The 26,600-nt window shown below is 34.4% G+C and carries 23 protein-coding genes; 8 read left to right on the forward strand and 15 right to left on the reverse strand.

What is annotated here, in order from left to right; translation table 11 throughout:
- Window positions 1–6 precede the first annotated feature (6 nt).
- The 3 genes from BLV68_RS02010 to BLV68_RS02020 form a co-directional block, all read right to left on the reverse strand.
- Entirely contained in the window at window positions 7–1,137 is a 1,131-nt protein-coding gene (locus BLV68_RS02010) for a M20 family metallopeptidase (protein ID WP_159428582.1), read from the reverse strand.
- A 27-nt stretch (window positions 1,138–1,164) separates the two neighbouring features.
- The gene (locus tag BLV68_RS02015; protein ID WP_093750333.1) at window positions 1,165–2,517 is read right to left on the reverse strand and encodes an amidohydrolase family protein; all 1,353 of its coding nucleotides are present in this window, start codon (window positions 2,515–2,517) and stop codon (window positions 1,165–1,167) included.
- Window positions 2,518–2,606: 89 nt separating this feature from the next.
- Window positions 2,607–4,223: a PucR family transcriptional regulator gene (locus tag BLV68_RS02020; RefSeq protein WP_093750335.1), complete on the reverse strand. Its 1,617-nt coding sequence runs from the start codon at window positions 4,221–4,223 to the stop codon at window positions 2,607–2,609.
- A gap of 178 nt (window positions 4,224–4,401) precedes the next feature.
- On the opposite strand from BLV68_RS02020, the gene BLV68_RS02025 reads away from it, so the two are divergent.
- From BLV68_RS02025 to BLV68_RS02040, 4 genes are all read left to right on the forward strand, one after another.
- Window positions 4,402–5,352 carry an AAA family ATPase gene (locus BLV68_RS02025; RefSeq protein ID WP_200773602.1) on the forward strand — a complete coding sequence of 317 codons (951 nt, stop codon included), beginning with the start codon at window positions 4,402–4,404 and terminating at the stop codon, window positions 5,350–5,352.
- Window positions 5,336–6,538, forward strand: coding sequence for a DUF58 domain-containing protein (locus BLV68_RS02030; protein ID WP_093750339.1), 1,203 nt, complete (start codon window positions 5,336–5,338; stop codon window positions 6,536–6,538). The genes BLV68_RS02025 and BLV68_RS02030 overlap by 17 nt, the downstream gene beginning before the upstream one ends.
- 1 nt (window position 6,539) lies before the next feature.
- Window positions 6,540–8,825 carry a DUF4129 domain-containing transglutaminase family protein gene (locus tag BLV68_RS02035; RefSeq protein WP_093750341.1) on the forward strand — a complete coding sequence of 762 codons (2,286 nt, stop codon included), beginning with the start codon at window positions 6,540–6,542 and terminating at the stop codon, window positions 8,823–8,825.
- 138 nt (window positions 8,826–8,963) lie between these two features.
- Window positions 8,964–9,893 (forward strand): TDT family transporter, encoded by a 930-nt coding sequence (locus BLV68_RS02040; RefSeq protein ID WP_093750343.1) that lies wholly within the window; start codon window positions 8,964–8,966, stop codon window positions 9,891–9,893.
- 35 nt (window positions 9,894–9,928) lie between these two features.
- Here BLV68_RS02040 and BLV68_RS02045 read toward each other — a convergent pair whose 3' ends face one another.
- Window positions 9,929–11,092 carry a pyridoxal phosphate-dependent aminotransferase gene (locus BLV68_RS02045; protein ID WP_093750345.1) on the reverse strand — a complete coding sequence of 388 codons (1,164 nt, stop codon included), beginning with the start codon at window positions 11,090–11,092 and terminating at the stop codon, window positions 9,929–9,931.
- 209 nt (window positions 11,093–11,301) lie between these two features.
- On the opposite strand from BLV68_RS02045, the gene BLV68_RS02050 reads away from it, so the two are divergent.
- Window positions 11,302–12,669 carry a YjiH family protein gene (locus tag BLV68_RS02050; protein WP_200773603.1) on the forward strand — a complete coding sequence of 456 codons (1,368 nt, stop codon included), beginning with the start codon at window positions 11,302–11,304 and terminating at the stop codon, window positions 12,667–12,669.
- 21 nt (window positions 12,670–12,690) lie between these two features.
- Window positions 12,691–13,692 carry a C-terminal binding protein gene (locus BLV68_RS02055; protein WP_093750349.1) on the forward strand — a complete coding sequence of 334 codons (1,002 nt, stop codon included), beginning with the start codon at window positions 12,691–12,693 and terminating at the stop codon, window positions 13,690–13,692.
- Window positions 13,693–13,730: 38 nt separating this feature from the next.
- On the opposite strand, the gene BLV68_RS02060 is transcribed toward BLV68_RS02055, so the two are convergent.
- The 9 genes from BLV68_RS02060 to ulaG form a co-directional block, all read right to left on the reverse strand.
- Window positions 13,731–15,092: a YjiH family protein gene (locus BLV68_RS02060; protein WP_093750351.1), complete on the reverse strand. Its 1,362-nt coding sequence runs from the start codon at window positions 15,090–15,092 to the stop codon at window positions 13,731–13,733.
- A gap of 334 nt (window positions 15,093–15,426) precedes the next feature.
- Window positions 15,427–16,293: an L-ribulose-5-phosphate 3-epimerase gene (locus tag BLV68_RS02065; protein WP_234949804.1), complete on the reverse strand. Its 867-nt coding sequence runs from the start codon at window positions 16,291–16,293 to the stop codon at window positions 15,427–15,429.
- On the reverse strand, window positions 16,290–16,997 hold the full coding sequence (locus BLV68_RS02070; RefSeq protein ID WP_093750353.1) for an L-ribulose-5-phosphate 4-epimerase: 708 nt from the start codon (window positions 16,995–16,997) through the stop codon (window positions 16,290–16,292). The genes BLV68_RS02065 and BLV68_RS02070 overlap by 4 nt, the downstream gene beginning before the upstream one ends.
- A gap of 1 nt (window position 16,998) precedes the next feature.
- Window positions 16,999–18,033, reverse strand: a complete 1,035-nt coding sequence (locus BLV68_RS02075; protein ID WP_093750355.1) for a hypothetical protein — start codon at window positions 18,031–18,033, stop codon at window positions 16,999–17,001.
- A 9-nt stretch (window positions 18,034–18,042) separates the two neighbouring features.
- Window positions 18,043–18,873: a Cof-type HAD-IIB family hydrolase gene (locus BLV68_RS02080; protein WP_093750357.1), complete on the reverse strand. Its 831-nt coding sequence runs from the start codon at window positions 18,871–18,873 to the stop codon at window positions 18,043–18,045.
- A 9-nt stretch (window positions 18,874–18,882) separates the two neighbouring features.
- The gene (locus BLV68_RS02085; RefSeq protein ID WP_093750359.1) at window positions 18,883–19,170 is read right to left on the reverse strand and encodes a PTS sugar transporter subunit IIB; all 288 of its coding nucleotides are present in this window, start codon (window positions 19,168–19,170) and stop codon (window positions 18,883–18,885) included.
- Between the two features lie 17 nt (window positions 19,171–19,187).
- Complete coding sequence (locus BLV68_RS02090; RefSeq protein WP_093750361.1) at window positions 19,188–20,633, reverse strand: PTS ascorbate transporter subunit IIC; 1,446 nt, start codon at window positions 20,631–20,633, stop codon at window positions 19,188–19,190.
- Between the two features lie 23 nt (window positions 20,634–20,656).
- Window positions 20,657–21,112, reverse strand: a complete 456-nt coding sequence (locus BLV68_RS02095) for a PTS sugar transporter subunit IIA (protein ID WP_093750363.1) — start codon at window positions 21,110–21,112, stop codon at window positions 20,657–20,659.
- 11 nt (window positions 21,113–21,123) lie between these two features.
- Window positions 21,124–22,182, reverse strand: coding sequence for an L-ascorbate 6-phosphate lactonase (gene ulaG / locus BLV68_RS02100; protein ID WP_093750365.1), 1,059 nt, complete (start codon window positions 22,180–22,182; stop codon window positions 21,124–21,126).
- A gap of 380 nt (window positions 22,183–22,562) precedes the next feature.
- Between ulaG and BLV68_RS02105 the strand changes: the two genes are divergently transcribed.
- Together BLV68_RS02105 and BLV68_RS02110 are read left to right on the forward strand one after the other, a co-directional pair.
- Window positions 22,563–23,327, forward strand: a complete 765-nt coding sequence (locus tag BLV68_RS02105; RefSeq protein WP_093750367.1) for a DeoR/GlpR family DNA-binding transcription regulator — start codon at window positions 22,563–22,565, stop codon at window positions 23,325–23,327.
- Between the two features lie 146 nt (window positions 23,328–23,473).
- Complete coding sequence (locus tag BLV68_RS02110) at window positions 23,474–24,406, forward strand: polysaccharide deacetylase family protein (RefSeq protein WP_093750369.1); 933 nt, start codon at window positions 23,474–23,476, stop codon at window positions 24,404–24,406.
- Window positions 24,407–24,507: 101 nt separating this feature from the next.
- Here BLV68_RS02110 and thiS read toward each other — a convergent pair whose 3' ends face one another.
- A complete protein-coding gene (gene thiS / locus BLV68_RS02115; RefSeq protein WP_159428583.1) occupies window positions 24,508–24,702 on the reverse strand; it encodes a sulfur carrier protein ThiS in 195 nt (64 codons plus the stop codon).
- On the reverse strand, window positions 24,699–26,600 hold a 1,902-nt coding region (locus BLV68_RS02120), incomplete at its 5' end, for an aldehyde ferredoxin oxidoreductase family protein (protein WP_234949805.1). The genes BLV68_RS02120 and thiS, both read right to left, overlap by 4 nt.

Raw genomic sequence — 26,600 nt, forward strand, 5'->3', positions numbered from 1 at the left:
TCCCTTCTAAGAGTTAATAATATAAGAGATATAAAGTTTTGCCATCCTCATAACGGATTCTATACTTATCCTTTCATTCCTCTGATGGCACATTTTTTCCTCACCAGGTCCTAGTATTACAAAGGGTATATGGTGAAACGGTATAAGCTGGGATGCATCAGTATAAAAGTTTAATCCCTTAAATTTCACTGGATAGGACAACTTTTCATATGTTTTAATTATTTCCTTTATAAAAGTATTTCCTTCATCTATGGTTAATGGAGGCCTATTGTTTACTACCAATATTTCTATGGAAATTCCAGGCTTTTCCTCCTCCATTGTTTTGCAAATCTCATGGGCCTTCTTTAATATTTCTTCATGGTCAATTCCAGGTATTGTCCTTATATCCACAGATGCTTTTGCTTCTTCTGGTATAATATTGGTTTTTACCCCTCCGCTAATCAAAGTAATAGCAAAACTAGATTTCCCCAATAAAAAATGTTCTTTTTCTAAATCCATATTTCCTTTCAACCTACAAACAAATTCATATAGCTTTTCTATGGCATTAATCCCCAAATCTGGCCTAGAACCATGGGAAGCCCTACCCTTTACATAGATATTTAGCCATAATGCTCCTTTCTCGCATATACCAATCTGTTCATCCGTTGGTTCTGGAATAAATACTTTGGATAAATCCTTTAAAAGGTCTTTATCCCTTAAGGCTTGTACCCCTATACCCCCTGATTCTTCGTCAGCTGTAAAAACGAATTTAAGGGTATGAGGAGGAGTTATGTTATTTTCTATGAAATGTAGGGCTGTCAATATCATTGCTGTAACTCCACCCTTCATATCAGCAGTACCTCTTCCATACATATATCCATCCTTAGTTACTCCATCAAAAGGTGGATAAACCCAATTAGATTCATCTGGTACTGGCACCGTATCTAAATGACCTATGAAACCTATTTTCTCTTCATCTTCTCCCTTAATCTCCAATATTAAAGAACCTCTATTATCTCCATGTTCTACTATTTTATATGCTATATCTTCAGGGAAAAAGCCTAAAATAGTTTTTATTGCATCCATTTCGTTACCAGGTGGATTGGTTGTGTTTATGCTGACTAATTTTCTTAAAATATTCTCCGTTCTCTCCTTCAACTCAAACTCCTCCTTCAAAATCTATTGTTATCTTTTGTATGAAAACATTACCAAATCCCCTACTCCTATTCTCTTAACCATACCAAATTTGCTTACAAATCCTCCTGCTCCACTGCCTCGCCTTACTGCCCTACTTTCAAAACCTACAATCTCTCCATTTACTATGGTATAAGCAGCAGATTTTACTTCCCTATTAATTACAGTTACATTGGCTAATGCACCCTTTCCTAAATGCCCAACTTTTTCTATCCACCAGCCATTTCCAGTTCTTTCAGCTATGAGTCTTGCTGGATTAGAAGTCATAGTAGCCACTGAATTGGATAAGCTCAATACACCCATTTCTGCTAATTCTAATATGGCTGGTATATTATCCCTTGTATCTCCAAAACCTTTCATAGTCGCATCGTTCTGCCCATCAGATATTAACACATCTACTATTCCTTGTTCTAATGCACTATAGGCCAACTCTTGTGATTTCTTAGGCATTATGAGTCCTTCTCTACTTCCGCCGCCTTCTCTCAGCATAGTGGTTACAAATTCTCCCGTTACATTTTCCTTTTTACATAAATCTATTATAATCTTCATAGACTCAACTGCATCCTTGTGGGTACCACACCCAGCAGCCGTTGCATGGCCTAGATGAATTGGTCTTCCCTTAGACAATTCAATTAGTCTTATAGCATGCTCGGGATCCTGGGTATGAGTCATATAGATTAATTTAGCTTTAGAAGTTATTTCAAATATTTTATCTATGTTTTCATTAGACATTAAGAAATGCCCCATATGATCCTTTATACCAACTATTAAGGGTGCTGTAGTATTTGTGATTGCATTTCTTGTCATCCTAGATGAGGCTATTTCTTCCTCAAGTTCACCTTTATATAGCTTGATTAACTCTTCAACAGATAACATTGTAGATAAAACACTAGCTGCTCCTTGGTATAATCCTAAATTTATTGGTACTCCTCTATCCACTTCTGCCCCTAGTAATGATGGAGCCATAAAAGTATTTCCCGCTCCAGGAGAAAGAGCCATAGTTACACCATCAGCTGCTGCACCATAGATTGGATCAGTACTTACTTCAAATAAATCTCCTAGATGAAGATGCATATCTAACAACCCCGGTACAACTAGCAAGCCTTCACAATCTATTACCATATCTCCCTTTTCTACATAGATATCTTTTCCTACTTCTACTATTTCATCACCTGATATAGCTACATCCAGTACTTCCTCTATCTTGTTTTTTGGATCTACTACTAGTCCATTTTTTAAAACAATTTTCCCAGTCCTATCCAATGCCTTATCAGGGTCTAATAATTGTCCCTCTTTGACGGAAGCCAAAACACCCCTAAGCATGCCTACCTTTGTACTATACATACAATTACCTCCTTGTTAATTTTCTATTTAATAGCATTTTACAACTATTATAAATAATAGTCATTGTACTTAAGATATAAAAAAGAAGACTATATATTAGTCTTCATGTACAATGAATATTGTTTACTTATATCCAGTAGTTTTAAACAAAGTTCTATCATAAACTTTTCTTCTCTATTATTTAAATTCAAGTTGATTATTTCACTAATTTTATTAAACCTATATTTCATAGTATTATAGTGGATAAACAAGTCCTCTGCTGTTTTCTTTAGATTCCAATCGTTTTCCACTAAACACCTCAAAGTTTCCATATACTCACAATTATTCTTTCTATCATAATCTATTAATTTCTCCAGGTATTGGCTACAAAAGTTATTTGCTTCTTCTCCTTGGGAAATATCGAAAAGCATTCTATAGACCCCTAAATCATCATAAACATGAGTATTATCCCCACCATAGATGGTTCTACCTATCCTCACCGCTTTTTGAGCCTCTATGAAACTAATATAGATATCTATTACCGATTCTTTATAACTTCCTATTCCTATGGTAGCTGTAAATTGACTATTTTCTCTAATTTCTTTTCTAATTTCTTCTGAAACCCTCTCAAGTTTTATAAAGAAATCCTTCATAGGACTTACATCTGGCTCTATTAGATATACTATACTATCACTATAGGTAGTATAGAAACATTTATAAAATTTCTTCTTCATCTTCGCTGTAATGAGCCTAAATATAATATCCCTCTCTTCTTCTAACCCTTTTGTCTTTTCTAAGGATAAAAATCTCTTCTTATAATCATCTATATCCACTATTACACAAACAAGGCCTCTGTCCATTTTCCAACCATATAATGCTGCCCTGTTGTTTGCTTCCTCTATAGTCCTAATATTATTCAATAATAAGTCTTGAATAAACTCATCCCTATATTTTTGTTCAATTTGACGATTGGAAATCTCTTTCTGTATATTCAGTTTAATAACTGTACTGGCATGTTCTATGGTTATTTTATCTAAATCCTCTAAGCTGTTAGTATCTTTGCTTTCATCAACTATTATATACCCATAAATAGAACTACCAATTTGAACGGGATAATTAAAATATTTACCCAACATACTATCTAGGCTTAAATTTTCAATATCATCCTTAAATTTATTAGATTTACTTACTATATAAATTCTATTAAATACTAAATCTTTAAAAACAACATTCCTATTTAATATTCCGTAAAGAGTTTCAACTATATGATTAGTTCCCCTACCTTCAATAACTATCTGGGTAAAGGACTTATGAATTCTTTCTGACATCATCAATTTTTTTGCTTGAGCATTAACTATTCTGGATAGGGCAGGATGTATTACATCGCTAAATGCATAATTGATTGGTATATATATAATAGGAAAGTTTAGCCCATCTGCAGTATCCTTCACCTCATTAGGTAAATCTTCAATAAATCTACCTAATTTAATTCCTAAAGCTGATGCGCCATTTTTGTTTAGTTTAATTATCAAGTCCTCTAGCTCCAGCGGATTATCCTTCATTATATAGGCTGTAGTAATTAGGAATTCTCCTCCTTTCATCCAATTATATATATCAGGAGCATCCATTACGGTTACAGTACTTACCTTTCTATCCAATCCACCAGCACCTGCTAATAGTTTAAATCCCTTAAACTGTTCTAATAAATGCTTAACCTTTGTATCCATATTATCAACCCCAAATCATATATTTGCTCCTCATTAATTATTATATTTTAACCATATATTAAAGCACAATATTATATTTCTCTATGAACATCTAGTTTCTATATGTTAGTAAACCGTTTAACAGGGTATTAATATAAAATGAGTTAAAACACTATAAAACTGAACAATGGAGGATAACATGGATAATAGCAAAGCTTTAAAGATATTGGAGAATATTAAAAGGATTATCATAGGGAAGGATGATGTAATCGAGAAGATTCTAATTGCCATACTGGCTAGAGGCCATATTCTAATAGAGGATATTCCAGGGGTAGGTAAAACCACTTTAGCAAAGGCTTTAGCAAGAAGTATGGACCTATCCTATAAAAGGGTTCAATTTACGCCCGATTTAATGCCCTCAGATATTATAGGAATCAATATCTACGATAAGGACTTAGGAACTTTTTCCTTTAAGAAGGGTCCTATATTTAACCATATATTTTTAGCTGATGAGATCAATCGAACTTCCCCCAAAACCCAATCAAGTTTATTACAAGCAATGGAGGAGGGAGAAGTTTCTACAGAAGAAAAGGACTACGTTTTAGAAAAACCTTTCATAGTAATCGCCACCCAAAATCCATTAGAATATCAAGGAACCTTTCCCCTTCCAGAAGCCCAACTAGATCGTTTCCTAATAAGAATATCCCTAGGATACCCAGAAAAACACTATGAAGTAGAAATACTTAAAAATCATCAATCCATTAAAAAATTAGAGGATATTGAAGCAGTAGTAACTAAAGAGAATATTTTAGATATGCAAAATATGGTGGACGGTTTAACAGTTCATGAGGATATTCTCGAGTACATAATAAATATAGCCAATGCTACTAGAAGCTCAAAGGAATTACAACTAGGTGCCAGCCCTAGAGCTTCCATAGATTTGCTTCGAGCAGCTAGGGGTAAAGCTTTTTTATCAGGTAGAGATTACGTTATACCCGATGATGTTAAGGAAATGGCATTACCCGTATTAACCCATAGGTTGATACTTTCACCAGAATCGAGAATAGAAAGAAAAACCGTAGAGGAAGTACTTAAAAATATATTAAATACCATATATATACCGGTGATAGCCAATGAAAAGCACTATTAAGAATAAAAAAGTTTGGCTTATTTTCATAATCTTAATAGCTTTTTTGCTACTAGTTGGAGGAACTATTCCTTATTTTTTGTTTTACATATTCCTACTAACCTTATTAGTCCCCCTAATTCACAACCTGATGGTCCTCCATAGGCTAAAAGGCTATGTTAAAATCCCAAAAGATTCAATATACGTGGGAGATGAAATCACCATAAGCTATGAGATAGATAATAAAAGCAGGTTTATAGTACCATATTTAGAAATAGAAAATACCATATTTAAAGACCTAACGGGTTCAAAAGCTCCTAATATAATCACCACCTTAGAGCCAAAGGAAAAATTCTATCATAAGGAAACTATAACCTTGAAAAGAAGAGGCTATTATCAATTGGGACAAATAAAAGTTCTCATAAAAGATGGATTTGGCCTTTATACCCTTAATAAAAATATTCTTTCCCAAACATCCCTTTTAGTATATCCAGAACCAATATCCCTTGATGCCTTTAGAAGCACTAAAGTAGAACAATTAGGAGAACTGATGATAGAGGACTTAGCTTTTCAGGATAAAAGCAGAATTTCTTCCGTAAGGGAATACAGGGAAGGGGACTCGGTAAAATCAATTCACTGGAAGTTATCGGCTAAATTAGGTGAACTTATTACTAAGGAGTATGAAAACAAGGGCGATACTAATGTAGTAATATTCATGAACAATTACAAAAAATATCTTGAAAATGATGTAGACAGACGGTTAGAAGACAAAATGGTAGATATTAGTCTAAGCATAATAAACTATTATTTAAATAGGAATATACCCGTCCAATTACTCACCCAATATGAAGATCAAATTGTTGATATAGAAGGACAGCAGAGTACTGATTTAAAACCCTTTTTAACTATCTTTGCTAAATTTAAAGGAAATGGTTATAAAAACCTTAATCCCTTTATTCAATATAGGAGCAATATCCTTAAAAAAGGAACTACAGTTATAATAATTACACCAAATTTAGATAAAGCCACTGGTAGCCTTGGAATCTTCCTAAAGAGCAGATTCCTAAAACCTCTGATTATTATGGCTTGGGACCAACAGTATAACAACGGTTTTTTAGATTCTTCTGTAGAAAAAAGTCTTAGGCAGGATGGAATTCCAGTCTATATAATAGACTATGGAACCAATATAAAAGAAGCCCTGGAGGGATAATATGGTCAAACTCGTTTTAAATCGAAAGTTGGCAAAAAACCTTCTATATTCCTTAATAGTTTTCTCCTTAGCCTATCTATTTGGGATGCCTATTGGAATAAAACTCAATATATTTTCCCAGTTGCTTATGGTGACTTTAATAAGCACCCTAGTAAGCTTTTTCATACTTAATCCACTATCAATCTATTTTCTAATCTTCCTAACCTTTATATCCACAATAATAGTGAGTCGATTTTTTCCCTCCTGTATGAAAGTTTTTATAGAAAAGACTACCCATCTATTTAGCAACATATACTATCACATAAGGGATTTAAAAGTAATAGCCCCAGAAAATAGGCTCCCATTCTGGGGAATCCTCATAATTTTGCTATCAATATATACTGGAATGATAATACTAAAGAATAGAAAAACAACCTTCCTATTACCCCTCTATATTGGCGGTTTTCTATATTATTGGTATTTGTATTATGATCAGGCCTATTGGATGATGGCTTTGTTTCTCTTTTTATTCTTAATCCTGTTGGGATTGGAAAGATACTTCAAAGAAATAAATGGAATTAAGTTTAAAAATAATATAGACTTCGAAAAACTTTATAACCTCTGGTCTAAAACCACTTTAAAATATGGAATAATTATTGTAATGCTTTCTCTAATAATTCCCAAGAGCTCCTATTCTATTCATTGGCCTTGGTTGGAAAATAGGATAGAAAGCTTTTTCCCTGGTATTATTAATTTACGCTCAACCAACACCCAAAGCAAAAAATATATCAAAGCTGGGTTGTTCGATTTTTCGAAAACTGGATTCCAAAAGGAATCTTCAAGATTAGGAGGTCCAGTAGTCTTAGACAACACCTTAGTAATGACCATCTATGGGGAAGGTCCCTTCTATTTAAGGGGAAATATAAAGCATATGTACACAGGATATTCCTGGGTAAAGGTACAGAATATTAAGGAAAGTTTTAAATTAGGTGAAGATTTCAGCAAAATTCCTCTGGAGATAAAGAAAAGATACTTCAACAGTACTTCTATAAAAATTACCTATGAATCCTTTGCATCTCAGACCCTATTCAGTCCCTATAAAGGATATATTGTAAACTTTGAGGATAATGCCCATAATATAGAGGTAGATTACGATGGAGAACTGTTTTTCCCTCCAGGGGTTTATTCGAAAGAAAGCTATAAATTAGAGGTATTAACGCCCCTTAATTACAATAGTTTAATCGACTTAGGAATAGATGAAAAAAGAGAAAACCTACCAAACCTATCCCTCTATCTACAAATACCAGAGGACAAGATTACAGCCGAAACAGTTGAGTTGGTAAAGGAAATAGTAAAGGATAAGGAAACAGACTTAGAAAAGGCTTTAGCTTTAGAAGACTATCTTAGGAATAATTATAACTACAATTTAGAAGTAAAAGAAGTTCCAATAAACCAAGAATTCATACACCATTTCCTATTTGAAAGTAAAGAAGGATACTGTACCTATTTCGCCACTGCCCTAGCCATAATGCTTAGAATTGAAGGAATTCCTACTAGATACGTAGAAGGATATTTAGCCCATGAATCCATAGATAAAGGAATCTATCAAGTTAAAAATAGCCATGCTCACGCTTGGGTAGAAGCCTTTATAGAACCCATAGGCTGGATGACCTTAGACCCTACACCTGCTTATCCTCCAATAGATAGAACTAACACTAGTCCTGCAATAGAAACCGAAACAATGGAAAGACTCCCGGAAGACTTTGACGTTTTAGATAAAAGCCTTTGGGTCAACTTGGAAATCTCCCGAGGGGAAATAAATGGCGATTTAAAAGAAAGCAAAATCCAAAACAACACTTCTAAAAATAGATGGTATAAGCATATAAAGAATTTACCAACTATACTAATGAGTTTAATCCTATTTGCTATGACTATGAAATTGATAACAAGATATTTAAAGATTAAAATTAAAAATGCTAGAGTAAAAAAACTACCGAATAAAGAGAGGGTCATCTACCTTTATGATGAAATAGTTAGACTAGCAGGTTTAATGGGATGCAGTCAGGAAAGCGGAGAAACTCATTATGAATACGCCAATAGGCTTCACTACAATTACAATCTATTTACTGCAGAAAAGGATATAAGGGAAATTACGGGAATATTCGTAAGGAATAAATATGGTAATTTTCCTACTACAAATGAAGATGTAATAGAGCTTGAAAGATATAAAGATACTATAGCAGCTAGAATTAAGAGACACATTGGTATTAAAGATTATTACTATGGTATATACTTTAAAAGGAACTAGCATTAATAGCTGGTTCCTTTATTTTACATATTAACATTTTTTCATAAAGAAATATCTAGTATTGATAATTTTTATTGGATTTGGTGCTGGTTCTATGCTAATCTAAACTAGGATAGGAATTTGAAAGGAGAGATGTTAATGGAAGGCATATTAAAAAAGTTGCCATTGCCTGCAGTGGCCTTGTTCTTGGCTTTAGCAGCTACAGGCAACCTAGTAGCATCCTATGGTGATACTTATAGGAACACATTTGGAATCATTGCAGGAATCTTCTTCATTTTATTACTTATTAAGATTATAAAATATTCAAATAAGGTTAGGGAAGAATTAGATAACCCTGTAATTGCTAGCGTTTTTCCTGCCTTTTCCATGGGTATTATGCTTATTGCCACCTACATTAAACCATTAGTACCGTCATTAGGTTTTATTGTATGGATTATAGGATTGATTTTACACATTATATTGATCCTTTATTTTTCCAAAAAGTTTCTGCTTAACTTCAATATTAAAAAAATATTTCCAAGTTGGTACATCGTCTATGTTGGAATCGTAGTAGGAGCTGTAACTGCACCAGCATTCGATATGGCACATATAGGGAGAATGGTATTCTGGTTTGGTTTTATATCCTATTTAATATTACTACCAATTATTTTTTATAGAGTCCTTAAAGTAAAGGAAATTCCAGAGCCAGCATCACCTACGATAGTAATTTTGGCAGCACCTGCTAGCCTTTGTTTAGCAGGATATATGAACTCATTCCAAGATAAGAATATATCCCTAGTTTGGTTGTTATTATTTTTATCTCAAATTACTTTATTATATGTATTAACTCAACTTCCTAGATTATTAAAACTCCCCTTTTATCCAAGTTATTCCGCCTTTACATTCCCACTGGTTATCAGCGGAATATCAATAAAATTGACCAATGGCTTTTTAATAAATACCGGAAGGGAAATAGCTATTCTAAAATACTTAGTAAAATTTGAAGAAATTTTAGCAGTAGTCATGGTTCTCTATGTACTCTTGAGATATATTGGATTCTTATTTTCTACAACTGAAAAGGCTAAATAAGAAAAGGAATGTAGCTAGTTTTTAGCTACATTCCTTTATCTATTTAAGATGGATAGCTTTTCAACTCTATTAAAGGCTTCCTCCATTTCTGAAACACCAATAGTTAATGCCAACCTGATAAATCCTTCTCCGCACTCCCCAAAGGCTATGCCTGGTATGGTCAAAATATGGGCTTCCTTCAATAGCAGATCGCAAAACTCGGTGCTGTTTAATCCTGTTTCCTTTATATTGACAAACATGTACATACTTCCCCTAGGAGGTAATGTAGAGAGTTTTGGTATTCGTTTTATCCTATCATAGGCATACATCATCCTATTCTTGATTTCGTTTATAATTGGTGGACAGACCTTCTTTCTCAGCCTTAAGGCATGCAAAGCAGCTCTCTGAGAAACAGAAGGAGCTGTAAAGACGTTGTTTTCGTTAATATCCTTCACGGTATCGACTATAAAATCAGGAGCCAATATATACCCAATTCTCCATCCAGTCATAGCAAAATTCTTTGAAAAAGAAGAAATGGTAATAGTCCTCTCCCTCATTCCTCCAAGGGAAACCATTGGAATAAAAGGTTCCTCAAAACTAAATTCAGTATACACATCATCAGCTATAACTATCAAATCATATTTTTTTGCAATCATGGCAATTTCCTGCATAGTCCTCCTATTATAGCATGTACCTGTAGGATTATGAGGAGTATTAACTATTATAGCCTTAGTCCTGTTGGTTATTAGCCGTTCCAACCTTTCCACATTTATTTCAAACATCTCTTCTTCATAGGTTGGCAAAAATACAGGCTTTCCTCTAGCCAATTTAATCTGCTGAGGATAGGGAGTAAAATAGGGATCAGGAATTATTACCTCATCTTCATCATCTAATATTGCTTCTAAAACCAGCCACATTGCATGACATCCACTGGTAGTAACCATTATCTCTTCCCGCTTAATATCTAATCCATATTCCTCTTTATAGAATTTAGTAATTTCATCCCTTAGCTCTGGGTCCCCATAAGAATCAGTATAATGGGTATGGCCTTTTTTAGCATCTTCCATAGCTAAATCGATTATCGGTTCAGGGGTGTTAAAATCTGGATCTCCCAAACTAAAATTGATAATATCGTCGAATTTTTCAAAAAGGCTTACGCTTTCTCCCATTGGTGTGGTAATTGAATTCCAATACCTTTTAGATATAAATCTATGCTTCATTTATCTACTCCTTTCTGTATATAAACTAATGTTACCTACTCTGGTTATAATAAGCAATCCGTTTTTCTTACTATCATACAATATAATTTGATTATTGACAAACTCTTTTTCTTGACACTTTTATTTTAGTTCATTATACTTAGAATAATAATTTTTTTTAGGGAATCATAGCATGCATAAACTATAGTAAAATGAAAGGAGTAGTATTTATGAAGGAAGAAAACCTCTATACAAAACCTACAAAGAAACAATTATTAAAATTTATAATCCCTTCAGCAATAGGAATATTCCTTTTTCTGTTTCCCATTCCATGGAAAGATTCGGTTAACATTCCCTTAGGGGTTATTTCTGATTTCTTTGCAGCCCTCATCAAGCCAGCGGCTTCTCTTGGATTGATGATAGTAATTACGATATCTGCACTCTTTAGTTTAATAACCTATCTATTTAAACCTAAATTTATTATGGATAATAAATTGCTATCAAAGCTATTTGTTACATCACCAGCTTATATTATTACTCGCATATTAGGTTCAATAGTGACAATAATGTGCTACTTCCAAGTTGGTCCTGAAGTAATCATTTCTCCAGATACAGGAGGAACCATGATGGGGTTATTAGAAACCTTAGTGGCTTGGTTCTTCGCAGCATCTTTTTTAATGCCATTTTTGATGGACTATGGACTTTTAGAATTGGTTGGTACAATACTTAGGGATTTTACAAGACCTCTTTTTAAAATTCCTGGCAGAGCTACTATCGATTTGCTTGCTTCTTGGGTTGGAAACTGCAACGTAGGCGTTGTATTGACATCCCAGCAGTATGAAAAGGGTTATTATACGGCAAGGGAAGCCATTACCATTGCTACCTGTTTTTCTGCTGTATCATTGCCATTTTGTCTTGTAATTGCAGCTATGTTAGGGGTAGATGATAAGTTTATACCCTTCTATGCTATTTTATGCATAACGGGAGTATTAAGCGTTGTAATAATGACTAGAATCCCTCCATTAAACAGATACCCAGATGAATATTACCCACTAGTAGGTAAACAAATTCAGGAGGAAGAACCAGAAGGAATTAAAAAAACTCAATGGGGCTTAAAATTGGCTGTAGAAAAGGCAGAAAAAGGCCTTAACATAAAACAAATACTCTATAACGGCGTAGAGACTTGGTTAGGAATAGTATTCTCCCTGACTCCAATAGTAATGTCCTTTGGCACATTAGCACTAGTCCTTGCCACCTATACTCCAGCTTTCGACTGGCTTTCCTTGCCCTTTGGATACTACTTGAAATTATTAGGACTGGAAGAAGCCTTTAAAGCAGCACCTGCTACAATCGTTGGATTTGCAGATATGTTCATACCTGCCATATTAGCAGCAAACATAGCTTCCTATAAGACTCGATTCGTAATAGGAATACTATCATTAGTTCAAATAATCTATATGACTGAAGTCGGCACCCTCATTATGACTTCTAAAATGCCCATAGGATTTAAAGGGCTATTAGCTATTTTCATAGAAAAAACTATTATTTCCCTCCCAATCATCGTACTACTAACTAACCTATTTGGTATAACGGGATAATATTTTATAAGGAGGAATAGAATGGAAAGACATAACGTGTATTTTGGTGGCGTTCCCGGAATGAGCCAAAGCCAGATAATGGATATGGAAAGGGAATTAAAAAAGGAAATTCCAAATATCAATTACACCTTTTTTGGTGAAGAAGTACTTTCATCGGAGGAATTCATTCAAAGATGCCATGATGCGGAAATCATCATTACCTGGGACCAGATAATGGATGAAAAAATATATTCTTCACTAAAGAATTTAAAAGCCTATTGTGCTGCCAGCATAGGTTATGATGGAGCCAATGTGGAACTGGCAGAAAAATATAAAGTAATAGTTACAAATGCAGGTAATTACTGTATAGAAGAAGTTGCAACCCACACAATAGCACTAATACTGGCCTGCAATAGGAAATTAAAATTGATGAATGAAAGCGTCATGAGGGGTATTTGGAACAGCGGTATTGGAGATCCAATAAAAAGATTTTCAGAGACTACAGTAGGATTATATGGTTTTGGAGCCATTGGGCAGAAGGTGGCAGAATGTTTAAAGGTTTTCGGCTGCAAGGTCATTGCAACAGACCCCTTTGCCAATTTAGAAAAGGCAAGAAGCTTAAATGTTGAAATAGTCGATTTAGAAAGCTTAGCAAGGGAATCGGATTATATTTCCATCCACGCTCCCCTGTTAGAGAGCACTAAATACACATTTAACAGAGAGCTCTTTAATATTATGAAAGACTCGGTATGCATTATAAATACCTCAAGGGGAAAAATAATAAAGCTGGAAGATTTATATGAAGCCTTACACAATGGGAAGGTATCCTTTGTTGCCTTAGATGTCCTCGAAAACGAACCTCCAATGGAGTTGGAGAAAAAGATCATAGAACACCCTAACGCCATCGTAACTCCCCATGCCGCCTTTAGCTCCACTGCTGCTTCAAGAGACCAAATTGCAAATACGGTACAGTGCGTCAAAAAAATCATAAACGGGGAATTACCTGACTTCATTGTAAACCCTAGTGTCATCAATAAACTATAAGTAATAAAGCCATTCCTAAAAGGGAATGGCTTTTATCATTAAAATATTAAATGAGCGATTATGGCTACAATAGGCAAAGTAATTAAGGTCCTCTCAATAAATATTATAAATAGCTCCCCTAAAGACACTGGAATCTTTGAGCCTAATATTACTGCTCCCACCTCTGATAGATATACTAATTGGGTAACGGATACTGCCGCCACAACAAAGCGAGTCATCTCATTTGGAATAGTAGCTCCAATTACTGAAGGCAGAAACATGTCTGCAAAACCAACTACCATAGTCTGGGAAGCCTCTACTGCATAAGGCACCCTTAATAGATTAAGCAATGGAATAAATGGCTTTCCCAACCACACAAATACAGGAGTAGCTTCAGCAATTATAAGTGCTATAGTACCAAAGGCCATTATTACGGGCATCACTCCCATCCACATATCTAAAACGGTTGTAATTCCATTTGTAACAAAATGTTTAACATTCATACTTTGTTCTGCCCTATTAATAGCTAAATGAGTACCCCATGAAATGGTTGTAAATCCATCAGGAATATCTTCTCCAAGATCCCTTTTAAGCCCCGTAAAATAATCATCTTTTTTTCTAGATAAAGGTGGAACCCTTGGTATGATAATGGCTGCAATTACACTAGCAAGGGTTACTGCCAAATAATAAGGACCAAATAGGTGGGCTAAACCTACCTGGTTTAATACTACTAGACAAAAAGTAATGGATACTGCAGAGAAGGTAGTAGCAATAACGGAAGCTTCCTTAGTAGTATAATATCCCTCTTCATACTGCTTATTGGTTATAACTACACCAATGGTGCCATCCCCCACCCAGGAAGCAATACAGTCTATAGCAGAACGTCCTGGTAATTGGAATATTGGCCTCATTACAGGAGTTATCATCGCACCAATAAACTCCAATAGTCCAAAATTTGTTAAAAAGGGTAATATGAATCCAGCAAAAAAAAATATGGAAAATAGCCCCAAAATCAAATCGTAGAGTATTAATCCTCCAGTATCCTCAGACCATATATATTCAGGTCCTATCTTGAAATACACCAAAAAGGTAAGTATAACTCCAACTACTCTAGCTGCAATCCAAAAGTCCGATATGCTAAATAGTGATTTTAAAAACTCATTATTCTCAATAAATGCAGGTTTAAAAAATCTGTAAATGACAGCCATAATTCCAGATAAAGCTATGATAACTAAAATAATGGTAGGTAAAATAGGTTCTAGCAAACCCGTCAGCGTACTTGCCAATAAAGCAACTAGTATAGTAGTTTGACCTTCAACTTTTAATGGGAACATCAAAAGAAGTACACCTATAACTGAAGGCACAATAAATTTTAAATAGTCGCTTACTGTAAATCTTCTCCTTTCAAAGGAATTATGCATATAATACCTCCTTTTATTAATTTTTATGCTGCAAACTTAAAAATAAATTAAGTTTGCAACATTATAAAATTATAATATTCTTTTATTAATAGGTCCTAAAACTATAAATACGCCACTAAATAAAAAGGGAGTTCACTGGATTTTTATAGACTTGAAAAGCTCCTTTAAACTCATTACGTGATTTGACAAGATGAAAGCAATTCAATTTTACTTGTTGAAATATTTATGGAAATATTCCCTTAATTTTGATTATATTGAATATTCAGGTACATTATACATAAAAAATTTTGACGTGTCAATCTCATTTACTCTGAAAAAGTTAAACCTAGTCAACCTAATGAGGCTGACTAGGTTCTACCAACTCTATTGCCCTTTTTATTTTTTCTCTTAAGAAACCATTAGCTCCTATTATTTTTTCCTTGTAATTTTCTTCACCTTGATACCAAAACTCTCCGGTGAAGATTCTTACTCCTTGTTTTAAAAGGACCGCAATGCAGGGAATATACTCTGTATGCCCTGTCCCAAAATCCATATTTCTATATACCCCTGTAATGGTTTCCTTTAAATGAGCAGCAAATATATGTCCCTTTCCAGAGTCTATTTCCTCAATTATATCCCTCTTGTATAAAACACAAGCATTTTTTAAATTGCCTATATCAGGATAAACCCCTAAATAAGGTGAGTTTATTTCATTAATATAGACCATAGCCTTCGATATGGTGTCCATAAATTCAGTTTCCATAGTCTCAAAGCCCAGAACTACGCCATAGGAAGCTGCCATATTAACTACTTTTTTTAAATTGTTTCGGAAGTACTCCCTAGTTTCTTCGTCTCCTTCTTCATAATATACATCATATCCTGCCAATTGTATAATTCTAATCCCTAATTCATCCGCTAGTTTTAAAGCCTTTTCCATAATTTCTAAACTTTTATTCCTTATATTTTCATCATGGCTACCTAGTGGATATTTCCTATGACCACTTAGACACATAGTCCTTATGAAAAAATCCTCTTCCTCCATGGCCTTCTTGATTTCAGAAATTTCTTCTTTTGTGTAATCAAGTCTCTGTAGCTTTTCATCACTTTCATCTATACTAATTTCCATATAGTCGAATCCAGCTTCCTTGGCTAATCTAAACTTCTCTCTAAAGCTTAAAAAGTTCGGCATAGCTTTCTCGTATATCCCAAGACTTATTCTCAAGTTATCACCCGTTTTCCTTGACCATAATATGCATTTTTCCCATGTTTCCTTAAATAATGTTTATCCAATAAAACCTGCTGCATCCTTTCGCTTCTATGGATTACTATATTATGCCAGGCCATAAAAGCGACCTCCTCTAACACTACTGCATTATAAACAGCATCATGAGCTGATTTTCCGAAAGCAAAGGGGCCATGATCTGCTACTAATATTGCAGGTGTTTCCATAGGGTCAATGTTTCTCTCTTTAAAAGTTTCAACTATTAACTTCCCAGTTTCTAATTCATAATTCCCCATTATTTCCTCTCTACTCATAAGCCTTGTACATGGAATATCTCCATAGAAATAGTCTCCATGAGTAGTTCCTAGAGCTGGAATATCCATTCTACCTTGAGCCATTATAGTAGCCCATTTTGAATGGGTATGCACAATACCCCAGATATTATCATAATTTCTATATACTTCTAAGTGAGTTGGAGTATCACTTGATGGGTTTAATTTCCCTTCCACTACATTTCCCTCTAAGTCTAATACAACCATATCCTCAATAGTCATCTTGTCATATTCTACGCCAGAGGGTTTTATTACCACATATCTTCGACTTTCATCTATTGCCGAAACATTACCCCAAGTAAAAGTTACAAGTTCATATTTAGGTAATAAGATATTGGCTTCATAAACCTGCCTCTTTAAATCTTCCAGCATATTAATCATCCTCCACTATATATAGACAAGCCTCATGAAGAGTATTGTTTGCTGCCATAATAATATCCCTATCTTCTTCATTTATTACATAGACATTAGCTGGCCCTCTACCTTCATCTATTGTGATGATTTCATATTTCCCATCCACAAACTGTACCATGAATAGTTCTGCATTCTTTCTTCTAGCACCACCTATAAAGGTTCTTTTGCCCCTTATTTTACCACCCCAAACGACATGAACAAACTCCGTTTCATTTGGGTATTCATAAACCACCTGGTATTCTCCATCAATCTCTTTATTTATTCTATATTCTGTACCATGAAAAGGCTCTATGGTAGCTAACTCTTCTAAGCCGTCTCCATCTATATCGCATAGAGCTATATCGCTAATTGGCCTTTTTATAATGTTTTCAACAGCCCACTTATCTCCTTCTTTTTGAGGTGGTGTTACAACGAATACTCCTTCATCTGCAGTAATAAATCCTGATTCTAGACCTTTCCAATTACCTCTATAATAGCCATGATTTCTGGTCAATCCTTCTTGAATGATTTCTAGTTCTACAGCTTCTGACAAATCCTTCGGAAGCTTTCCTACAAATATCTTTCCTGGATCAGACCAATCATTTCTATCCTTTTTAGATGTACATAAAGTTGCTCCAACAAAATAATTTTGTCCGCCAGCCTGCAATATATCAAATCTATGAACGTAAGGTAAATACATGAAATCTTTAATTTCCCATTTCCCATCTACATATTTTCCATGAACAATTTTAGATTCCTTTGCATTAAAACCTGGGAAAAATCCTTGACTGGCTAAAAATTCTCCATTGGTTCCGGGTATTGGAATTATAGACATAGTTCCACCACCCTTGTCCCATACTACTTCTTTCTTTTCAAAATTCTCTCCACTGTAACTATAACAGGGACCATCAATTGCTTCACTTGCAAAGATTAATTTCAACTGGCCATCTACATATATGGCTCCTGTACTATAACATCTTTCTATTTCATCTAGTATCATCCTTCTTATTTTCATCGCTACTATCTACCTCTTCAATAATATTTTTTCGATAGCTTTAGACACGCCTTCGCTATCATTATCATCTGTAATATAATCTGCAACTCCCTTTAATTCCTCTACTGCATTGCCCATGGCAATGGATAATCCAGCCTTATTAAACATTGAAATATCATTATAATAATCTCCAAAAACACAGACTTGTTCAAGCCTTATTCCTAACTCATTAGCTAGAAGCTCCACGCCTTTTCCTTTATTCACACCATTCGGACCAATATCCAGCAGATTTTTCCTGCTTGATGTGCAGTAGAAGTTGGTATTTACCTTAATATATTCCTCAACCTTTTCTGCCTCTTCATCATGCTGTGTAAACACCAATAGTTTAGTTATATCTTTATCCTTTAGACCATCTAACACTTTAGGCACATATAAAATTTCCATAGACATATTAAAGGAAGCCGCATCCCTATTATAAAGTATAAAGTTTGTCTGAAAATCTCCTTCGCCAGTAAAATAAGCTTGGCAATCCGTTAGTACGGCAAATTGTATATTATTATTTCTTAAATATTCCATTACTCCTTTAACCTGGCAGAAATCCATGACTTTTTTATAGATGGTATTTTGAAAATTTATATCCGTTATATAAGCTCCATTAGAGGCTATTGTAGGAATTTTTATATTCAATTTCTTTGAATACAACCTCATCATGCCTGGAATTCTGCCAGTACATATGCTAAAAAGTATTCCATTTTGATGTAGTTCATCTACATTATTCTTTAACCTTTCTGTTATCTTCTTTTCAGAATTCAAAAGAGTACCATCTAAATCACAAATAACTAATCGAATATCCTTTGTCAATTTTTCCTCCTAGCACAATCCCGCTTCTTTTAATCTATCCTTAGCCTCTTCAACTGATAGAATGTTCTTCATGCCTATAATCTTAACTCCTTTGGCCTCGGCGTCCTTAAACATATCTACGAAATTTGCTGAACAAAATACTACATCATAATTCTTTGCTGCTGATTTACCTTCAGAAATTGAGCAATGACGAATTTCCCTTATTTCTATTCCTAATTCCTTTAAGGCCTGTTGAACCTTCATCTTCATCATCAAACTTGTACCTGCGCCATTAGCACATGATACTAAAATTCTCATACTAACCCTCCTTAATATTAATTTTTAGCTACAATTTTGCTATATTCTTCATAGTCATCAGTAACTAAGAAGTATGTCTCCTTATTTCTTCTATATTGAATTTGTGGTATAACAACTAGGAATGCTACTACCAATGCTAGACCAAGGTAGCTTAAATTTTTCATTACTACTGTAAATGTAGGCCATACAACTGCCCAGTCCCACATTCCAAGGTAACCACCATATTGTGATAATCCAACCATTCCAGCAATAAATGCTGAACCAAATACTTGACATAGACCAGCTATAAATGGTGCTATCATAGCTGCCTTATATCCACCCTTGTTATTAGCAAATACTGCAATTGTTGCATTATCAAAGAATACAGGAACGAAACCTGCCACTATTATTGTAGGACTCTTCAATGCTATTAAGGCTATTATGGCTAAGAATTGTCCCAATGCTCCAAATAAGAATCCTATAGTAACAGCATTTTGTGACCCAAAACCATAAGCTGCAGCACAGTCAATGCCAGGCACAGCTCCTGGTAGCAATCTTGAAGAAATACCTTGGAAGGATTCAGTTAACTCTCCTACGAATGTTCTAACTCCAAGTTGTAATATTGCCAGATAAACAGCAAAGTTAAGTGAAGTAGTTAGAATGTAGAAGAAGAAGTTGGCTCCTTCATTCATAAATCCTTGTTCTACCAGGTAAGGTTTTCCTAATACTAATAAAATAGCTCCAAAGAAAATGGTCATTAGTATTGAAGTAGATACCATATTTTCATTAAATATTGATAAAAATCCTGGTAATTCTACATCTTCTAATTTCTTACTACTACCTTTTTTACCAATCTTATCAGCTAATTTAGAGAAAACATAAAGTCCAAACATCTGTTGATGAGCTATACAGAAACCTGCTCCACCAGTCAATTCCTGACTAATTTCTACAGTTAAATTGGAACCAACTGCCCAGTAAAGTCCAAGAACTATTGACATAATTAATAGTATTTGAGTATTACCCAATTGAGGGAAGCAAAATAGTATAAGCCAAAAAGCAGTTGCAGCTTGCTGCATTTGCACATGACCTGTTGTAAATAATGAACGTATTTTTGTATATTTCTTAAATCGTACTAGTATAATATTGAAAATAAATGCGATAAGCAATAATATCATAACTTGAGTAAATGCTCTACCCATTCTTTCCATTCCTGCTGTAACAGCATTTTGACCAAAATACGGATCTATTACTACTGCCGATAAGTTAAATCTATCCTTTAGTCCAACTAGTATTGGTCTAAAGTTAGATACTAATCCACCAGAACCAACTTGCAAAATCATGTATCCTACTGTAGCTTTAATAAATCCTGCCAAAGACTCATACCAAGGCTTTCTCAATAATATATACCCTACTAAAACCATCAAACCAATAAAATATGCTGGTTGTGTCAGAATATTGCTGACAAAAAAGTCCCAAATAAACATAATCTTACCTCCTCATTGGAATATTATAAATTGTATTTTGAAACAATTGCCTTCAAATCCTCTAAACCCTTAGCATCTAGCAATTCATCAACTATATCTTGGTTAGATAACATTTCCGCCAATTTTGTTAGATTTTCAAGATGTTTATCGTGATTTTCCGAGGCAATTGTAAAAAACAATTTGGCATCCTTTTCCCTGTCTTCTTCGTCGAACTTGACTACCTCTTCAACCTTCATAAAAGAAACTGCAGTTTTATAGACTCCCCGAGCATTTTCCTGAGCATGAGGCAAAGCTATCATCGGCGCTATTACTATATATGGACCATATTTTTTAACACATTCTATTATCTCATCAGCATAACTAGGATCTACAGAGCCATCCTTAATCAGTGGTTCGCAGGATGCCCTTATGGCATCCTCCCACGAATCAAAGGCTATTTTAAAAGTGTAATGTTTATTTTCTATAATCTGCCCTAACATTTAACTTCCTCCTATAAAATAGATCTAAATGGCACATTTTGCTCTTCAGTAAAGCAATCTTCGAAGCCTCTTCTATAATGATACTGAATTAAATCTTTATCCCTAGGCCATACATACTTTCCGCCTACATCCCAAATAAATGGATGAAATTTATATTGCAGCACATCTTTCTTATAGTTGTAAAGTAGCAGTATTTCCAGCGGATCTGCCTTGAAATTCGTCCATACATCATAATGGATTGGAATAACTACCTTACAGCGGAGAGCTTCCGCCATTCTTAATATGTCTATTGATGTCATCTTATCTTGACAACCTACTGGATTCTCACCATAAGATCCCAATGCAATATCAATGTTATAATCTTTTCCATGCTTAGCATAGTAAATTGAATAATGTGAATCCCCACTATGATATACACTTCCAGCAGGAGTTTTAATTAAAAAGTTAACCGCCTTTTCATCCATATCCGTTGGGCAAACTCCCCTAATGTCTTCATCAGTAGTTACAAGACACGTTCTATCAAAACTATCTAAGACTATAATTTCTACATCATTTATCTTTACCACATCTCCTGGGACTACAACCTTACATCTTTCTTCCGGAACTCCATAGCTTATCCATTTTTTAACTGATTCCTTTGGTCCAATAAACGGAACGTTTTCATCACAGTTTTTAATAACTGCTGCTGCAAAGAATGGATCAATATGATCATTGTGATAATGGGTTGATAATACAGCATCAACTTTGGTAACTGCAAAAGGGTCAAGTACTATAGGTGCAGCTCTTAAGTTTGGTTGAGTCATCCTACCACCAGTCATATTTCTCATTTGATGGAAAGGAGCCATTTCCTTAACCTTTTTAGTTCTCTTACCATTTCCAAACCAAAGGTCAATAGCAATATTCGTATTGTTTTCAGTCTTTATCCAGATACCAGTACAGCCAATCCACCACATTGCAAAAGTACCAGGCTCTACAATTTCCTCATCAATTTCTTCATTTAACCACGTGCCCCACTCAGGAAATGCTCCGAGTATCCAACTTTCCCTTGTGATCTCATCTATCATCTTCATAATATCCCTCCAATTCATTAGTCATGCCTGTTTTCATAATTTATTATGCACTGCTTCTTTTAATTAAAGTATATTACTTTTTCCTACACTTTTCAATAAGTTTATGGATTTTTTGATAGATATTTTATGAGCTTTTTGAACGTTTTATGTTTTTTGTAGATATTTTCGTTCTTTTAATGAACTTTTAAGGTAATTCAACGAATCTTTTATTAAAATCTTGATTGTTTAGAAAAACTTGATATAATTATATATAAATATGTTGAGACAAAATGGTTTGACTTCTAAAATATTTAAATTCACATTATATGATTTAATGCCAGCCGCGACTATTGATTTTTATACCGGTTACAATTATTAACCAATAAAGTTAGGAGAATTCTATGAAAAACAATATGAATATTGTCAATTCCAGACGCGAGAAGATAATGAACATTCTTAAAACAGAGAGATCCATTAAAGTTGCAGATCTATCGGAAATTCTTGAAGTATCTCCTTTGACTATAAGAAGGGATTTAGAATACTTGGCAAAACTTGGCCTAATTGAAAGATTTCATGGAGGAGCAAATCTAGTAGAAGAACCCATCGATAAGGAAAATATGATTTTAAGCCAAAAGAAAAATGCCATTGCTAAAAAAGCCGCAGAGTTTATCAACGATAATGAAACTATATTTATAAATTCTTCCTCAACAGCCCTTTTAACTTTACAACATTTAAAAGATAAAAGGGTTACCGTTATTACCAATAATGGTAAAGCTTTAGGTTTAGATATAGACAGTAAAATATCTTTGGTATTAACCGGTGGAGATATTAAATTCCCTAAAGCAGCATTATCAGGAGAATTTGCCATAAGCAACTTATCCAAGGTTACAGCAACTAGATCCATAATTGGTGTAAGTGGTTTAAGTTTTGAAATGGGGTTAACTTCCTTCTATTTGGATGAAGTAGCTGTAAACCAGCTCATGCTTACTAGAGTGTCGGAAGGTGCCATAGTAGTAACAGACAGCAGCAAACTGGGCCGTAACGAAACTTTTGTATCTGGAGAAATTTCAACTATATCCATGTTAATAACCGACAGAGACGCAGATAGAGCCTTTGTAGAAAAGTTAGAAAAAATGGGCATACAAGTTATTTTAGTTGATTATTAATTGAACCTCCATTATGCAAATCAATTTGTATAATGGAGGTTTTTTAATGTAAAATTTTCTTAATATAATATTATATTCTTTAAGTTTACAAGTAATTCTTTAAAATATATAATATATGTATTATCGAAGTAGGAAGGAGCATATACATGAAAAGATTTATGTTTTCACTATTAATAGCAATTATACTAATAGGAAATATTACCCCTATAGCCTACGGAGAAGAGGTAGAGCTATCCATAGAAGAAGAAAAGTATCTATTACTTAAGGAAGAAAATTTAAGATTAAGAAAGGAAATACTCAGGTTAAGGAACCAATTAAGTAAAAGAAAAGCGATAAAAATACCAGTCCTCATGTATCACCATCTATTGAAACAAGAGGATATAGAAAAATACAATTGGTCTAATAATACTAATATAATATCAGTAGAAGCCTTTCAAGAACAAATGGATTATCTGTACGAAAATGATTTTTATACTGCAACCTTAGATGAACTTAGGTCCTTTTTAGATGGAGAAATTACTCTGCCAGAAAAAACTGTAGTTATTACCTTCGATGATGGTTATTTAAGCAATGCTTTGTACGCTTATCCAATTCTAAAAAATTATAATTTCAGAGGAACCATCTTTATGTTAGGATATAGGGTCAATGATGTTCAAGCTCCTTTTGACCCCAGTACTACCCAATCTATCAGCATATACGAAGCCTATAAATATGAGGATGTATTCGATTACGAGAGCCATACCTACGCCCTTCATGATGAAGATGAAAATGGAGGCAAATTGCTCATATCATCAGATAAAAACCTAATCCTTGAAGACTTAAAAAAGAGCAAGGAATTATTAAATGCTAAATATTTTGCCTATCCCTTTGGTAAGTATGATGAAAATACCATAGAATATTTAAAGGAAACTGGATACGAAATGGCCTTTACAATCAAACCAGGATATATAACTAAAGAATCGGATAAATACGAATTACCAAGATTCAATATATCTCCTCATACGCCTTTAAGTAGGTTCAAGAGAATAGTAAATGGAATTGAAGATATAGTGCCACAATCTAACAAAGACCCATCCTAGAACCTTATGATGCCATATTCTATGGCAAAACCTCCTTTAATAATAAAACCTCCATTATACAAATTAATATTTGCATAATGGAGGTTTATATATTTAGATTTTTAGCCTCCACCAAGAAGACTAAATATCTCTACATTGCTGTTTTCACTAAGTTTTGTTTTATCATAGTCTTTCATGGCTATTTTCTTGCCATCAACTTTTACCATTACAATATTTATAGAAAACCCCATTCTTTCGACTAATTCATAAACAGTGATTCCTGAAGGAAAATCCCTTTTCTTCCCGTTTACTATCATTTTTCTAACAACCACCCTAGAGATAGTTTTTTTAATGTCCCCTCTGTTGGGTTTCCTGTTTCTAAATCCCATCCAGCTATTTTGTAATATGTGGTTAATGCTTTCTCAAATTTTTCCTTATCTAATGCTACTCCTTTTGATGGTCCATCTTTAAATGGTTCAAATATCCTTTCTGGTAGATAATCGTCTTCTTTGTCAAAACCAGCTTTAAAATTGAAGTACCTCATCATGTTTATTCTTCTTTCTCCAATTAACATTAGTTCATGTATTGATGTATCCCAACCTATGGCTACTTTTGCTAATTCAACTACATCTTTAGGCCCATATAGTTCCCAAGAAGGCCCCCATACAAATTGGCATAAACAAAGTATATCCATCAATGAATAGAAGCATTGGGTGTTAAATGCAAATCTTACTTTTTCATCATCTAACTCCCTTATATTTTCATAGCCTTTCCAAACACCTAGGTGACTTAAATTAATTCTTTCTTTGCTATCCTCTGGTAGTGCTAATACTGGGTCGTGTTCATGGGATTGGTGATCTGCTCCAAAGGGATTTACAGCATAGATAACACCAAGGGTAGGTTTCATCTCAGGCATATGTGCAGGAAGTTCTTGTCCCTTTACTGAGATGCTGTATTTATGAGCTTGTCCACCTATTTTTTTAGCTGCTCTATAGCTTCCTTCTGCAAGCAAGTCTCCAATTCCTTCTCTTCTTGCTATTTTCTCAATTAGGATTGGTATCGCTTCGTCATTTCCAAAGGTTAATTCTAATCCATCTGTATGAGATTTGTTTATTAAGCCTTTTTCATAACACTCCATTGCAAAGGCTATGGTTGCTCCTGTAGAAATAGTGTCTAATCCATACATATTGCATAGTTGATTGCCTAATGCTACAGTTTCTAAATTCGTTATGCCACAATAGGAACCAAGGGCAGCACAAGTTTCGTATTCTGGCCCTCCATATAGAGGATCTACCTTTCCTGGTACTTCAACTACCCTTTTACATCTTACAGCGCAAGCATAACAAGTATCCCTTTTCTTCAATATGGTATTAGTCATTGTAATTCCCGTTATATTATTGGCTCCCTCTGGAAACCATCCTGTTGTCCAATTTTTAGTTGGTAGAAATCCTTCTTCGCTGAATCCTTCAAGGTCTATATCTGTTCCGTGCTCTCCCATTCCTTGTACGCCTGGATTGTTTTCAAGTTTTTCTATAACGCTTTTTGCTAAATCTTTAAACCCTTCCTTATCTACTGGCTCTCTCCTCGTTATCTTCTTGACTGCTATTGCCTTTAAATTCTTTGAACCCATTACCGCTCCTGTTCCGTTTCTACCATTGGCTCTGTTACACATATTTATTATGCAGGCATATTTAACTAGATTTTCCCCTGCTGGACCTATTTGAGCTATATCGATATTATCTATTCCTAATTCCTGTCTTATTGTTTCTTCTGCTTCTCCTGTCACTTTGCCCCATACATTGCTACCATCTTTTATTGACACATCTTCTCCATCTATATATACATATACTGGTTTTTGAGCTTTGCCTCTAATTATTATTCCGTCCCAACCATTTCCTTTTAGATAAGCTGGAAAAAAGCCTCCTGCTTGGCTATCTCCTATGGTATTGGTTAGAGGGCTCTTAGTAGTAGCTGTCATCCTATTGGCTCCGCTAATAGGAAAGCCTACCAAAGGGGACACGGAAAGGACTAAAATATTATCAGGAGATAAAGGGTCTACCTTTGGGTCCATATCATTGAGTAAAATATATAATCCTAATGCTGAACCTCCAGGGTATAATCTATATACTTCTCCTGGTATAACTTTTTTCTTTATTTCTCCATTAGTCAAGTCTATATCTAGCAGTTTCCCATCTGGAAATCTCATTTTATCACC

The sequence above is a fragment of the Tepidimicrobium xylanilyticum genome (assembly GCF_900106765.1).
Classification (GTDB): Bacteria; Bacillota; Clostridia; order Tissierellales; family Tepidimicrobiaceae; genus Tepidimicrobium; species Tepidimicrobium xylanilyticum.

Excerpts from the sequence above, each read along its gene's own strand:
- BLV68_RS02015 (WP_093750333.1), bottom strand. The coding sequence starts at position 2,517 with ATGTATAGTACAAAGGTAGGCATGCTTAGGGGTGTTTTGGCTTCCGTC.
- BLV68_RS02020 (WP_093750335.1), bottom strand. The coding sequence starts at position 4,223 with ATGGATACAAAGGTTAAGCATTTATTAGAACAGTTTAAGGGATTTAAA.
- BLV68_RS02025 (WP_200773602.1), top strand. The coding sequence starts at position 4,402 with ATGGATAATAGCAAAGCTTTAAAGATATTGGAGAATATTAAAAGGATT.
- BLV68_RS02030 (WP_093750339.1), top strand. The coding sequence starts at position 5,336 with ATGAAAAGCACTATTAAGAATAAAAAAGTTTGGCTTATTTTCATAATC.
- BLV68_RS02035 (WP_093750341.1), top strand. The coding sequence starts at position 6,540 with ATGGTCAAACTCGTTTTAAATCGAAAGTTGGCAAAAAACCTTCTATAT.
- BLV68_RS02040 (WP_093750343.1), top strand. The coding sequence starts at position 8,964 with ATGGAAGGCATATTAAAAAAGTTGCCATTGCCTGCAGTGGCCTTGTTC.
- BLV68_RS02045 (WP_093750345.1), bottom strand. The coding sequence starts at position 11,092 with ATGAAGCATAGATTTATATCTAAAAGGTATTGGAATTCAATTACCACA.
- BLV68_RS02050 (WP_200773603.1), top strand. The coding sequence starts at position 11,302 with ATGAAGGAAGAAAACCTCTATACAAAACCTACAAAGAAACAATTATTA.
- BLV68_RS02055 (WP_093750349.1), top strand. The coding sequence starts at position 12,691 with ATGGAAAGACATAACGTGTATTTTGGTGGCGTTCCCGGAATGAGCCAA.
- BLV68_RS02060 (WP_093750351.1), bottom strand. The coding sequence starts at position 15,092 with ATGCATAATTCCTTTGAAAGGAGAAGATTTACAGTAAGCGACTATTTA.
- BLV68_RS02070 (WP_093750353.1), bottom strand. The coding sequence starts at position 16,997 with ATGCTGGAAGATTTAAAGAGGCAGGTTTATGAAGCCAATATCTTATTA.
- BLV68_RS02075 (WP_093750355.1), bottom strand. The coding sequence starts at position 18,033 with ATGAAAATAAGAAGGATGATACTAGATGAAATAGAAAGATGTTATAGT.
- BLV68_RS02085 (WP_093750359.1), bottom strand. The coding sequence starts at position 19,170 with ATGAGAATTTTAGTATCATGTGCTAATGGCGCAGGTACAAGTTTGATG.
- BLV68_RS02090 (WP_093750361.1), bottom strand. The coding sequence starts at position 20,633 with ATGTTTATTTGGGACTTTTTTGTCAGCAATATTCTGACACAACCAGCA.
- BLV68_RS02095 (WP_093750363.1), bottom strand. The coding sequence starts at position 21,112 with ATGTTAGGGCAGATTATAGAAAATAAACATTACACTTTTAAAATAGCC.
- ulaG (WP_093750365.1), bottom strand. The coding sequence starts at position 22,182 with ATGAAGATGATAGATGAGATCACAAGGGAAAGTTGGATACTCGGAGCA.
- BLV68_RS02105 (WP_093750367.1), top strand. The coding sequence starts at position 22,563 with ATGAAAAACAATATGAATATTGTCAATTCCAGACGCGAGAAGATAATG.
- BLV68_RS02110 (WP_093750369.1), top strand. The coding sequence starts at position 23,474 with ATGAAAAGATTTATGTTTTCACTATTAATAGCAATTATACTAATAGGA.
- thiS (WP_159428583.1), bottom strand. The coding sequence starts at position 24,702 with ATGATAGTAAACGGGAAGAAAAGGGATTTTCCTTCAGGAATCACTGTT.